We start from the raw sequence: 12,035 nt of genomic DNA, 5'->3' as shown, positions 1-12,035 counted from the left end.
GCCGTCGTCACGGCTGCACCCCCGGTTTGTGAACATGTCGCCTAAACGGCGGACCAACCCCCGTCGATCGACAGCGTGGTGCCGTGAATATTGGCGGCGTCGTCACTGGCGAGGAACACCACGGCGGCCGCGACCTCGGCCACGGTGCTCATCCGCCGCGACGGAATCCGGGCCAGCACGGGTGCCACGTGCTCTTCGAACTCCGCGTTGCGTTCGGTCCGGATCGGTCCGGGGGCAACGGTATTGACGCGCACGCCGGAGGGGCCGTATTCGTCGGCCCATGACTTGGTCAGCGAGTGGATGGTGGCCTTGGTTGCGCTGTACAGGGCTGAATTCGCCGACCCGATCAGTCCGCTGATCGAACCGACGTTGACGATCACGCCGCTGCCGCGCTGTGCCATGGCGGGCGCGAGCGCGCCGGTCAGCAGGAACGGGGCGAACACGTTGATTGCGAACGCGTCGCGGATCTGTTCCTCGGGGACCTCCGCGGTGGGTGACGGCATCAGGATCATGGCGGCGTTGTTGACCAGGATGTCGATCGAACCGCCCGCGGCCGCAGTCGCCTCGGTGGCCAGCCGGGTGATCTCGGTGCCGCCGGCGCCCAGATCGGCCCCGATGAACGCGGCCTGGCCGCCCGCTGATTCGATGCGCTCCACGATGCCGGCGCCGCGTTTCGGATCGCGCCCGCTGACGAGGACCGATGCGCCGGCCTGCGCCAGCGCGGTGGCGATGCCGGCCCCCAATCCGGCGGTAGAACCGGTGATCAATGCTGTGCGGCCTGCAAGCCGCGTACTGTTTGGACTCATGAGTCCAGATAGTTCACCTATCAAAATGGACCCGCAAGTCCAGAAATTGACCAGCAAGGGGGCCGCCACTCGGTGGCGGATCATCGAGGGCGCCGCCGCGGAGATCCGCGCCGGTGGGGTGTCGGCCACCACGCTCGATGACATCCGGGCGCGTACCCAGACCTCCAAGAGTCAGCTGTTCCATTACTTTCCCGGCGGTAAGGATCAGTTGCTGCTCGCCGTGGCCGAGCACGAGGCTGAGCTGGTGCTCGCTGATCAGCAGCCCTACTTGGGCGAGCTCACGTCCTGGGCGGCCTGGCAGCGCTGGCGTGACGCCGTGGTCGACCGCTACCGCCGACAGGGACAGCACTGCCCGCTGGCGGTGCTGATGTCCGAGCTCGGGCGAACCACGCCGGCCGCCCAAGCGGTCACGTCGGCCCTGATCCGGCAATGGCACGCCGAGATCGCGACGGGGATCCGCGCCATGCAGCAGGGCGGCAAGATGGCGGGGCGTATCGACGCCGATTCGGCGGCAGCGGCTCTGCTGGCGGGCATCCAGGGCGGCGTCGGCATCTTGCTCGCCACCGGTGATCTCGGCTTTTTGGAGGCCGCGCTGGACCGCGGCATTGCCGCGCTACGTACCGAGACGTGACCTATCCGGCCAGCGGGATCGCCTCCCCGGCCCGCCCGAACACCATTGATTCGGTGATCTCGTCGAACCGGAAGTCCAGGGCGTCGGCGAAGTAGTTCTGCCGCACATTCCACGGCCGCTTGGTGCCCGACCGCGGCAGCGCATGCGGTGCGCGCAGCACATAGCCGGCCTGGATGTCCCACGCCGACTTCTCGGCCATCGGCTCATCGCCGAGGTGCGGGTAGGCGTGGGTGTAGCCCCGCGAGGCCATGTACGCCAGCAGCTTGGCGGTCGCTCGGGCGGTGATGTCGGCGCGCAGCGTCCAGGAGGCGTTGGTGTAGCCGACGCACCAGAACAGGTTCGGCACATCCTCGAGCATGTGCGCCTTGTAGACGAATCGGTCGGTGGACTTGATCTCGTTGCCGTCCAGGCTGATCCGTACCCCGCCAAGTGCCTGCAGCTGCAGGCCGGTGGCGGTGACGATGATGTCGGCATCCAGATGCGCCCCGGACTGCAACGTGATGCCGGTGGCGTCGAAGTGGTCGATCCGGTCGGTGACCATCTCGACCCGCCCGGCGCTGATCTCGGCGTAGAGGTCGGAGTCGGGAATCAGACACAGCCGCTGGTCCCACGGTTCATATGGTGGCTTGAAGTGGGTGTCCACGGGATAACCCGGCGGCAGGTTCTGTACGGCCGTGCGACGCAGGATCCACTTCAACAGCGGCGGAGTCTTGCGGGCCAGGAACCAGACGTAGCCCTCGAACATGGCCATCACGAACCGGATGATCGGGTGGGCCAACTTGCGGGGCAACAGTTTTGCCACCACGTCAACGAAACGGCTGTACATGGTCGCCGAGATCAGATACGTGGGGGTGCGCTGCAGCAGGGTCACGTGGGTGGAGCGCTGCGCCAACGCCGGGACCAGTGACATGGCGGTGGCGCCGCTGCCGATCACCACCACCTTCTTGCCGGTGTAGTCCAGATCTTCGGGCCAGTGTTGGGGGTGCACCAGCGTCCCCGCAAAGGTCTCGGATCCCGGGAAGTCCGGGGTGTAGCCCTCGTCGTAGTTGTAGTAGCCGGAGCCGAAGAACACGAACCGGCCGCGATAGGTCCGCTGGGTGCCGTTCTCGTCCGCCGTCACCGTCCAGGTGTCGGTCGACGAATCCCAGTCGGCCGACACCACGTGGTGGTTGAACCGGATGTGCTCGTCGATGCCGTGCTTGTGTGCGGTGTCGGTCAGGTAGTCGCGGATCTCGTCGCCGTTGGCGACGCGTTCGCGCCGGGTCCATGGCTCATACGGCAGGCACAGCGTGAAGATGCTGCTGTCCGAGCGCACCCCGGGATAGCGGAACAGGTCCCACGTCCCGCCGATGCGCTCACGCCGTTCCAGGATGACGTAGCGGGTGCCGGGGTTGCGTTCGGCTATGCGGTACGCCGCGCCAATACCGGAGATGCCCGCTCCGATGATGACGACGTCCACGACCTCTTCGGTAGTCACGAGCCCCAGCCTAAGCACGCAGAGGCGGTCGGACCAGCGGTACCGGTTACCGGTAATTCACAAACTGCAAGGCGACGTCCAGATCGGCGCCTTTGAGCAGTGCCTGGACCGCCTGCAGGTCGTCGCGCTTCTTCGACGACACCCGGATCTCGTCGCCCTGGACCTGGGATTTGACGCCCTTGGGGCCCTCGTCGCGGATCAGCTTGTTGATCTTCTTGGCGTGCTCGGCGTCGATACCCTGCTTGAGGCTGCCGCTGACTTTGTAGGTCTTGCCCGACGGCTGCGGGTCCCCGGCGTCGAACGCCTTCATGGAGATGTCGCGGCGGATCAGTTTCTCCTTGAACACGTCGACGGCAGCCTTGACCCGCTCCTCGGTGGAGCTGACCAGCTCGATGCTCTCCTCGCCCTTCCAGGCGATGGTGGTGTCGGTGCCGCGGAAGTCGAACCGGGTGGCCAGCTCCTTGGCGGCCTGGTTCAAGGCGTTGTCGACCTCCTGCCGGTCGACCTTGCTGACGATGTCGAACGATGAGTCCGCCACGAGATCTGTCCTCTCCTTGAGTTGTGCTGGCCGTTTGCGTCTGAGGTACATCCTCGTTGTAGTCTGCTAGGCGCACTACGGCAGGTTGCCCGAGCGGCCAATGGGAGCGGACTGTAAATCCGTCGGCGGAAGCCTACACAGGTTCGAATCCTGTACCTGCCACAACTGATCAGGCCCCCTACTTAGGGGGCCTGACTTTTTCTCAAGGCCCAGAATTGTCACGGATTGTCACAACTTGCGCGAAACTCTGCGCTGCGAGGGTCAGCGCCTCCGGCTTCGGATTCACGTAGGTCTGCATCGTGAACGCCTTCGAGGCGTGCCCGAGCCATGCGGAAATCAGGGCGATCGGCACGCCCTTGAGGTGCATCAGTGAATGGCACCGGCTGGCCAATCTGGCCTGGCAGAGCAGTGATGACCGCGCTGTGATTGCCAGCGAGGTACCGCCGCATGTGCCGCTGCTGGAGTTCGCCCGAAAGTGGCATGCCGATCGTGCTCAACAGGCGGGTGACGCGTCTGGATGACGATGGTTTGACGCACCACCGCGTAGAAGCGCCCCCGACCGTTATGGTCGGGGGCGCTATTCGTCGTTCAGGGCGCTATCCGCCGAGACTGGGGCAGTAGACGGCACGGGCATCGTGCACGAATGCCACGGCTTCGCGGTACGGCATCCCAGCCCTGTTCATGTCCAGGACCAGATCGTTGGCGGTCCATCCCTCGGCCATGCTTTGGCAGAAATTTTTGGCGGTGGCGATGGCCCCACTGGGGTGACTGTTTCCGACGCCATCGCGGGCGAGCATCTGGGTGAATAGGGCATCAGGCGGCAGTGGTTCCGGCGGAACTGGCGGCTTAGCCTCGGCGACGGTGGTCACCGGCGGCGGGGCCGGCATCGCGGTGATCACCGGTGGCGCCGGCGCCTCGGCGGTCACCGTCACCGTGCTGGGTGCAGGCGGTGGGGCTGCAACTGATGCACTGGTTGTCCCGACGCCCGCCGTCGGTGCCACTGGCTGGCCCACGAAGTAGATGCCCCCGGCCAGCGCACCGGCGGCCGCCAGGATGCCCGCGGCCAGCACGGCGGGCCGCCACCACGACGCCGACTGCTCGCCGGCGTCCAGCTCGGCCGGCTCAGCGCTGTACGCCATCTCCGCGACCGGCGCCGACTGCGTCGGTTCGACGGACGTTGCCGGGTCCGTGGATCACCCATCGGCTACCGCTTGCTGCGGATGGTGTGATGGATCGCGAACGCCGTCCAGATCAGCGTCCACATGCCGCCCCATATCACCCAAAAGACACCCAGGCCGACACCGATCCCGCTTCCATCCTCGGAGGTGAACGCCGGGATGCCGAACAACAGGGTGACCATCAAAGAGAAGACTGCGACGACCGCGAACCCGTAGTGGATGGTGATACGGCCATCCGACTGCGGGGCCGGCGACTGCTGGCCTGGCGGCGGCAGTGGCGCGGTGTGCGCCGTCCACTCATAGCCGTCGTGGAAACGGAGCATCGGGGCGCCGTCGGGGTCGGCGCGCCAGCCGGGCTGATTGGTCACGGTCTAGCACCATAACCGGCCGTGGCTCGCCACTGGGACGGTTCCCTGGAAAATCGTCCACCGCATGATCTCGTCCGGGCACCCAGGCTGCGGCACGTCGAAAGTTGTCACGGAGTTGTCACAACTCGTGCGATACGAGACGATTTGCCGTGTGACGCAGTGAGACGGTTTGCGCAGGTCATTCCAGTTTTGTGCGACAGCATGAGTTAGCCAGAAACACCATTTAGCGGACTGTAAATACGTCGGCGAAGCCGACACAGGTTCGGATCCTGTACCTGCCACACACTGGTCAGGCCCCCGTTATTTGGGGGCCCTGACGTCTTTCCAGGCTGAGCGCGCATGCGGGCAAGGCCAGCTTTCAGTACGCCGATCGTTGCGAACTGGTCGGCGTGATCCCGTGATGCAGTTCGGCGACGTCGGGGTGAGCCCGGGTGCGGGACTTCCACGCGTTCTCGCCATAGGTGTTGAAGATGGGGTTGTCCGGATCGGTCTCGACGCCCCGGGCCAGGACAGCCAGCTCGGCGGGCAAGGTGATGCGCGGAACGGTGGCATCCAGCGCCGGGTTGAGAAAGTACGGAACAGATATCCGGTCGGTGCCGGGTTGCGGCGAGCGCACTCGGTGACGCGTGGCCCGCAGGTAGCCGTCGGTCGCGACTTCGAGCAGTTCGCCGATGTTGACGATGAACGCACCGGCCCGCGGGGGAACGTCGACCCACTCGCCGGGTGAGCTCTCCACTTGAAGTCCTTCGGAATCCGGCTCGACGAGCAGCAGGGTCAAGACGCCCGAATCCTTGTGGGCGCCGACGCCTTGGCCGTCCGCAGGGCTTGCCGGGTAGCGAATGACCTTGATCAGTGTCGCCGGCGATGCGGCGAATGCGTCGTCGAACAGATCCTCGGCGGCTCCCAATGACGCCGCCCAGTGCCGGAGCAGTTGCAGGCCCGCCGAAGACAGGGATCGGTCCCACGCTTCGAACACTGAGCGGAAGGATGCGGGTCGCGCCGGCCAGAGGTTCGGGCCCTGCAGGTGCCAGTAACCCTCCGCTTCGGGCAACGCTGGGCGTTCAGGTCCGATGTCGATCTGCTCTCGCCAGTCCACGTGCCCGTTCGTCAGCTCGCCGCCCAGACGTGAATAACCCCGGAAATGCGGGCTTTTCAACTGGCTGATCTGGTTCTTCTCCGTCTCGGGCAGCTTGAAGAACTGCCGGGCCAGAGCGAGGATCTTGGCGATCTGCTCATCGGGTATGCCATGGCCGATGAGATAGAAGAAGCCGCAAGTGTGCGTGGCCTCCCGCAGGGCCAGGCGAAACGCCGCGGGATCGGTATCGGCGTCAGACAGGTCCAGCACGGGCAGCATCACAACGAGCCTTCGTCATCAGGCGCCAAAAGCCAACCGCCTACAGGTCGCCGGAGAAGTCGGCAGTCAGCCAGCGGTCCGGCCGGATGGTGAACAGGACGCTGGATGCGCCGTCCATGTTGGCGGCGAACGCCCGGCCGCCTTCCTGGCCCAGGTAGCGGATCGCGATGGCCTCGCGCTGCGGCAGCGGGGCCGGCGTGGCCGCATTGACCACGGTGCCTTCGACGACCACGTACTGGTAGGGCAGTTCTTCGCGCTGTACCACCAGCGTCACCACACCGGCCTGTTCGATCAGCTTGGCCTTCCGCCGGCCGGCGCCGGTATTGACCAGGATGTCGCCGCCGGGGGTGTAGTCGTACCAAATCGGGACGCTGGCCGGCGGGCGGCCATCGGTGGCGGCGACGGATAAGACGGCGACGTGCTTGTCGGCGAGAAACTGCTCACGCTCGGTCTCGGTAAAGGGTTTGGGCATACCGGCTCGAACAGCGGTGGACGCTTCGCTATTCCACTTACACTCCGGCGAAGCCTGCCGAGAAGGAGCCCGGAATGCCCGCAGCGGATCTCGTTGTCACCGGCACGATACTCACGGTCAACGACGCGCAACCGACCGCCGAGGCGCTGGCGGTCACCGATGGACGCATCGTCGCGGTCGGCGACCGCACGGACATCGACGCGTTCATCGGCCCTGAAACCCGGGTGCTCGACATCGGCGACGGCTGCGTATTGCCCGGCTTCGTCGAGGCCCACGGACATCCGCTGATGGAGTCCGTCGTGCTGTCCGGCCGGATGGTCGATATCCGGCCGGTCACCCTGACCGACGCCGACGCCGTGGTGGATCTGGTCCGCAACGAGGTCGCCGCTCGCGGCGCCGAGGGGGCATACGCGGTCGGCTGGGACCAGTTGTTGCAGCCGGGGCTGCCCGAACCGACGTTGGCCTGGCTGGACAGCGTCGCCCCGGACCACCCGCTGGTGATCGTGCACAACTCGGGCCACAAGGCTTACTTCAACAATGCGGCAGCCCGGCAGGGCGGGTTGAGCCGCGACACCCCCGACCCGATCGGTGCGAAATACGGCCGCGATGCCGCCGGTGAACTGGATGGCACCGCGGAGGAAACCGCCGCACTCATTCCACTGCTGGGCAAGGCGATGTTGCCCGGCGACGCCCCGGCGATGCTGCGCGCCGAATGCGCGCGGCTCAACCGGGCCGGGCTGACAACAATTTCGGAGATGGCGTTCTCGCCGCAGTTTCGGCCGCTGGTCCAAGAACTGCACGACGAACTGACCGTGCGCCTGCGCACCTACGAGATCTCCAACCCGGCGTTGCACACCGATGCTTCGCCGGGGGACGGCGACGACATGGCGCGCCAGATCGGTATCAAGATCTGGGTGGACGGCTCACCGTGGATCGGCAACATTGACCTGTCGTTCCCGTATCTGGACACCGACGCCACCCGCACCATCGGCGTCGAACCCGGATCGTGCGGGCATGCCAACTACACCGGCGAACAACTGACCCGCATCGTCGAGGCGTACTTCCCCCGCGGCTGGCAGATGGCCTGCCATGTGCACGGCGACAACGGGGTCGACACCATCCTGGACGTCTACGAGGACGTGCTGCGTCGGCACCCGCGGCCCGATCACCGGTTGCGCCTCGAACACGTCGGCGCCATCCGCCCCGAGCAACTGCGCCGCGCCGCCGCGCTGGGCGTGACCTGCAGCCTGTTCGTCGACCACCTGCACTACTGGGGTGATGTTCTGGTCGACGGACTGTTCGGGGAGGAACACGGTTCGCGGTGGATGCCGGCGGCATCCGCCGTCGCGACGGGTATGCGCATCTCACTGCACAATGACGCGCCGGTCACCCCCGAAGAGCCGTTGCGCAACATCAGTGTCGCCGCCACGCGGCGCGCGCCCAGCGGGCGGGTCCTGGCGCCCGACGAGCGGCTCACTGTCGAGCAGGCGATCAGGGCGCAAACCCTCGATGCAGCCTGGCAGCTGTTTGCCGACGACGTGACCGGATCCCTTGAGGTGGGCAAGTATGCCGACCTGGTGGTGTTGTCGGCCGACCCCCGCACCGTCGCCCCGGAAGAGATCGCCGATCTTGAAGTACGCGCCACCTTCCTGGCCGGCCGCCAGGTGGTCTGAAACGACAGACCATCCCGCTATTTAAAGGAGAAAAAGGGGTCTAAAGTCCCCTGGCGGACTCAAGGCTGGTAAGGCTAACCTTCGTTGCATGAGCCTGCCGATGCCCGACCGCAAGACCGCTGATCTGCCCGGCCACTGGCTGTTCGCCCGTCTCGGCAAACGCGTGCTGCGGCCCGGCGGGCTCGGACTGACCCACCGGATGCTGGCCGATGCGCAGCTGGCCGGCGCCGACGTGGTGGAACTCGCGCCCGGCATGGGTCGCACCGCGAAAGAGATCCTGCAGAACGGCCCCGCTACCTACATCGGCGTCGAGGCCGATGAGAACGCCGCCGGCGTGGTCCGCTCGGTGATCGGCGAACGGGGCCGGGTGGTCACCGGCGAAGCGTCGAAGACCGGCCTGGAGGGCGACAGCGCCGACGTCGTCATCGGCGAAGCGATGTTGACCATGCAGACCAACGCCCACAAGGCCGAGATCATGGGGGAGGTCTTCCGAGTGCTGCGCCCGGGCGGCCGCTACGCCATTCACGAGATGGTCCTGCAGCCCATCGACGTACCCGAGGCCGTAAAAGATGAAGTCCGCACCGCGCTGGCCCGCTCCATCAAGGTCAACGCCCGCCCGCTGACCGCCGCGGAGTGGACCGAGTTGCTCACCGACGCCGGCTTCACCGTGGAGAAGATCTCCTACGCACCGATGGCGCTGTTGGAGCCGCATCGGTTGATCGCCGACGAGGGTCTGTTCGGGGCGCTGCGGTTCGTGTTCAACGTGCTGCGTGATTCCGATGCGCGGGCCCGGGTGCTCAATATGCGTGCGACGTTCCGTCGCCACCGCGACAACATGGCCGCTATCGAGGTGATTGCTGCCAAGCCCGCCTGACCGGCTTGCCATGATGGACAGGTGACAACCCGCGACCGCGACGATTCGGGCCGCCCCCGTAATGCCCGCCCGCGTGATCGGCTGGGCCGCCCGCTGCCCCGCGGCAGCCAGGGCGGGGTCGAAGGTGTTCCCGACGACCTCGATCTGCCGCCGGCCCAGATGCTCGCCTACGCGCAGCTGTTGCTGGACGATGGGCTGGCGTTCAACGCCCACGAGGTGCTGGAAGCCGCTTGGAAGCATCGGCCCCCCACTGAGCGTGAACTGTGGCAGGGCTTGGCACAGCTTGCCGTCGGAGTCACCCACGTTCAGCGTGGCAACGTCGCTGGCGCGGTCAGCTTGTTGCGCCGCGGCGCCGAGCATCTGGCGTCGGTGCGGCCCCCGGCCCCGTTCGGGATCGATCTCGCCGGATTGCTGGGCTTCGCCGCGCATTTGGCCGACGACCTGGCGGCCGGCGTCGAGATCGCCCCGCAGCGGCTGCATCCGCGGCTGGTCGCGTGAGCGCCCCGCTTCGCTGGACGCTTGCCGACGGCCGCGACCTACTGTTCTTCGCCCTGCCCGGCCACACGCCCGCCCCGGTGCCCGATCGCCGGCCACTGTCGCCGCGTGACCCCGAGCCGTCGCAGTTGCGCTTCGACCGCACCACCGGCCAGTGGGTGATCATCGCCGCGCAACGCCAGGACCGCACCTACAAGCCCCCCGTCGAGGCCTGCCCGCTGTGCCCGGGACCGAGCGGTGAGACCAGCGAGGTGCCGGCGGCCGACTACGACGTCGTGGTCTTCGAGAACCGGTTCCCGAGTCTGGCGGGATTTCGGCGCGATTATGACCGCTCAGCGGGAGAAACCGCGCCGAAATCATTCGTCTCCGCACCGGGCAACGGCAGATGCGAGGTGATCTGCTTCTCGGCCGACCACACCGGTTCGTTCGCTGACCTGCCGGCCGCACACGCCCGGCTGGTGGTGCAGGCATGGCGACATCGCACCGCCGATCTGCTGGCCCGCCCGGGCGTCGAGCAGGTGTTCTGCTTCGAAAACCGCGGCGAGGAGATCGGGGTGACACTGGCTCACCCGCACGGCCAGATCTACGGCTACCCCTATCTGACCCCGCGCACCGCCGCGATGCTGGATCAAGCGCGTGCGCATCGAGATACGTACGGCACCAATCTGTTCGCCGATCTGCTGGCGGCCGAGCGTGCCGAGGGCACTCGGATCGTGGCGCAGACCGACCACTTCACCGCGTTCGTGCCGTTCGCCGCACGCTGGCCAGTGGAGGTGCACCTTTATCCGAATCGGCGGGTGCACAACCTGACCGACCTGACCGGCGACGAGCTCGACGACTTCGGAGGCGTCTACCGAAACCTGTTGGGTCGCTTCGACCGTATCTACGATGCTCCGCTGCCCTATATGGCCGCGCTGCACCAGTACCGCAGCGACGGCGCGCAGGCCGACGGCTATTTTCACGTCGAGCTGATGTCGATCAAACGCAGCGCCACCAAGCTGAAGTATCTGGCGGCCTCGGAATCTGCGATGGACGCGTTCATCGCCGATGTCACCCCGGAGTCTGTGGCGGCTAGGCTGCGTGAGCTGTGATCACCTACTCCGCGCCGGGCCGGGTCAACCTGATCGGCGAACACACCGACTACAACGGTGGTTTCGCGCTGCCGATCGCGTTGCCGCAACGCACCAGCGTCACCTTCACCCCAGCCGAGACCGACACGCTCACCGTGCTCAGCGACCGTGCCGACGCGCCGGTGAGCATCCCGCTGAGCACCACGCCCGGGCAGACCACCGGCTGGGGTGCGTACGCCGCCGGGGTGATCTGGGCGCTGCGCGACAGTGGATTTGCGGTCTCCGGCGGCACCATGGAGATTCGCAGCGACGTACCGATCGGCTCGGGCCTATCGTCCTCGGCGGCGCTGGAATGCGCGGTGCTCGGCGCCTTGGCAACGGCGGCCGGTCTGAATATCGATCGGATCGAGCAGGCCCGGATCGGCCAGCGTGCCGAAAACGACTATGTCGGAGCGCCAACGGGGCTACTGGATCAGCTGTCGTCGCTCTTCGGGGAGGTGTCCAGCGCGCTGCTGATCGACTTCCGCGACGTCGCGGTGCACCCGGTGCCGTTCGACCCGGACGCCTCCGGAGTGACCCTGCTGCTGCTCGACTCCGGTCAGCGGCACGGCCACGTCGACAGTGAATACGCCGCCCGGAGGGCATCGTGTGAGCGGGCCGCCGCCGCATTGGGGGTGGCATCGCTACGCGAGGTCCAGCACCGCGGTATTGCGGCGCTGGATGCGGTTGCCGACCCGGTCGATGGCCGGCGAGCTCGACACGTGCTGACCGAGAACGAGCGAGTGCTGGATTTCGTTGCGGCGTGCGCCGAGTTGGACTTCGCCGCTGCCGGAGCGCTGTTCAACGCGTCGCACTCCTCGATGCGCGACGACTTCGAGATCACCACCGAGCACATCGACCTGATCGCCGACAGTGCGGTGGCCGCCGGAGCGCTCGGCGCCCGGATGACTGGAGGCGGGTTCGGCGGCTGTGTGATCGCGCTGGTGCCCGCCAAGCTCACGTTGAAGGTGGGCGACGCGGTGCGGGCCGCGGTCACCGACGCCGGCTATCCCGATCCGGAAGTGAGCCGGGTGTATGCGGCGGCGGGGGCGGGATAGCC

14 protein-coding genes and 1 tRNA gene are annotated in these 12,035 nt (G+C 66.8%); 8 read left to right on the top strand and 7 right to left on the bottom strand.

Annotation, left to right across the window (positions count from 1 at the left end):
• Nucleotides 1–41: 41 nt before the first annotated feature.
• Entirely contained in the window at nucleotides 42–806 is a 765-nt protein-coding gene (locus tag NM962_05295; protein UVO13530.1) for an SDR family oxidoreductase, read from the bottom strand.
• 25 nt (nucleotides 807–831) lie between these two features.
• Between NM962_05295 and NM962_05290 the strand changes: the two genes are divergently transcribed.
• A complete protein-coding gene (locus NM962_05290) occupies nucleotides 832–1,437 on the top strand; it encodes a TetR/AcrR family transcriptional regulator (protein ID UVO13529.1) in 606 nt (201 codons plus the stop codon).
• Nucleotide 1,438: 1 nt separating this feature from the next.
• Here the strand turns inward: NM962_05290 and NM962_05285 are convergent, their stop codons facing one another.
• Complete coding sequence (locus tag NM962_05285; protein ID UVO13528.1) at nucleotides 1,439–2,914, bottom strand: NAD(P)/FAD-dependent oxidoreductase; 1,476 nt, start codon at nucleotides 2,912–2,914, stop codon at nucleotides 1,439–1,441.
• A 46-nt stretch (nucleotides 2,915–2,960) separates the two neighbouring features.
• On the bottom strand, nucleotides 2,961–3,452 hold the full coding sequence (locus NM962_05280) for a YajQ family cyclic di-GMP-binding protein (protein UVO13527.1): 492 nt from the start codon (nucleotides 3,450–3,452) through the stop codon (nucleotides 2,961–2,963).
• 79 nt (nucleotides 3,453–3,531) lie between these two features.
• Between NM962_05280 and NM962_05275 the strand changes: the two genes are divergently transcribed.
• A tRNA-Tyr gene (locus tag NM962_05275) sits at nucleotides 3,532–3,614 on the top strand.
• Between the two features lie 137 nt (nucleotides 3,615–3,751).
• The gene (locus tag NM962_05270; GenBank protein ID UVO13526.1) at nucleotides 3,752–3,973 is read left to right on the top strand and encodes a hypothetical protein; all 222 of its coding nucleotides are present in this window, start codon (nucleotides 3,752–3,754) and stop codon (nucleotides 3,971–3,973) included.
• 75 nt (nucleotides 3,974–4,048) lie between these two features.
• Here the strand turns inward: NM962_05270 and NM962_05265 are convergent, their stop codons facing one another.
• From NM962_05265 to NM962_05250, 4 genes are all read right to left on the bottom strand, one after another.
• On the bottom strand, nucleotides 4,049–4,591 hold the full coding sequence (locus tag NM962_05265; GenBank protein UVO13525.1) for a DUF732 domain-containing protein: 543 nt from the start codon (nucleotides 4,589–4,591) through the stop codon (nucleotides 4,049–4,051).
• 65 nt (nucleotides 4,592–4,656) lie between these two features.
• On the bottom strand, nucleotides 4,657–4,998 hold the full coding sequence (locus NM962_05260; protein ID UVO13524.1) for a DUF2510 domain-containing protein: 342 nt from the start codon (nucleotides 4,996–4,998) through the stop codon (nucleotides 4,657–4,659).
• A 358-nt stretch (nucleotides 4,999–5,356) separates the two neighbouring features.
• Entirely contained in the window at nucleotides 5,357–6,352 is a 996-nt protein-coding gene (locus NM962_05255) for an isopenicillin N synthase family oxygenase (protein UVO13523.1), read from the bottom strand.
• Between the two features lie 40 nt (nucleotides 6,353–6,392).
• Nucleotides 6,393–6,824 (bottom strand): pyridoxamine 5'-phosphate oxidase family protein, encoded by a 432-nt coding sequence (locus NM962_05250; protein UVO13522.1) that lies wholly within the window; start codon nucleotides 6,822–6,824, stop codon nucleotides 6,393–6,395.
• A gap of 74 nt (nucleotides 6,825–6,898) precedes the next feature.
• Between NM962_05250 and NM962_05245 the strand changes: the two genes are divergently transcribed.
• The 5 genes from NM962_05245 to NM962_05225 all read left to right on the top strand — a co-directional run bounded on the left by NM962_05245 (nucleotide 6,899) and on the right by NM962_05225 (nucleotide 12,033).
• Nucleotides 6,899–8,497 carry an amidohydrolase gene (locus tag NM962_05245; protein ID UVO13521.1) on the top strand — a complete coding sequence of 533 codons (1,599 nt, stop codon included), beginning with the start codon at nucleotides 6,899–6,901 and terminating at the stop codon, nucleotides 8,495–8,497.
• Between the two features lie 88 nt (nucleotides 8,498–8,585).
• Entirely contained in the window at nucleotides 8,586–9,371 is a 786-nt protein-coding gene (locus NM962_05240; protein ID UVO13520.1) for a methyltransferase domain-containing protein, read from the top strand.
• Between the two features lie 21 nt (nucleotides 9,372–9,392).
• The gene (locus NM962_05235; GenBank protein UVO13519.1) at nucleotides 9,393–9,869 is read left to right on the top strand and encodes a DUF309 domain-containing protein; all 477 of its coding nucleotides are present in this window, start codon (nucleotides 9,393–9,395) and stop codon (nucleotides 9,867–9,869) included.
• The gene (gene galT / locus NM962_05230; protein UVO13518.1) at nucleotides 9,866–10,957 is read left to right on the top strand and encodes a galactose-1-phosphate uridylyltransferase; all 1,092 of its coding nucleotides are present in this window, start codon (nucleotides 9,866–9,868) and stop codon (nucleotides 10,955–10,957) included. Before NM962_05235 ends, galT begins: the two co-directional genes overlap by 4 nt.
• A complete protein-coding gene (locus NM962_05225; protein UVO13517.1) occupies nucleotides 10,954–12,033 on the top strand; it encodes a galactokinase in 1,080 nt (359 codons plus the stop codon). The genes galT and NM962_05225 overlap by 4 nt, the downstream gene beginning before the upstream one ends.
• Nucleotides 12,034–12,035: the final 2 nt, after the last annotated feature.

This window comes from Mycobacterium sp. SVM_VP21 (assembly GCA_024758765.1).
Lineage (GTDB): Bacteria > Actinomycetota > Actinomycetes > Mycobacteriales > Mycobacteriaceae > Mycobacterium > Mycobacterium heraklionense_C.
This window is presented reverse-complemented; position numbering and strand designations above follow the sequence as displayed.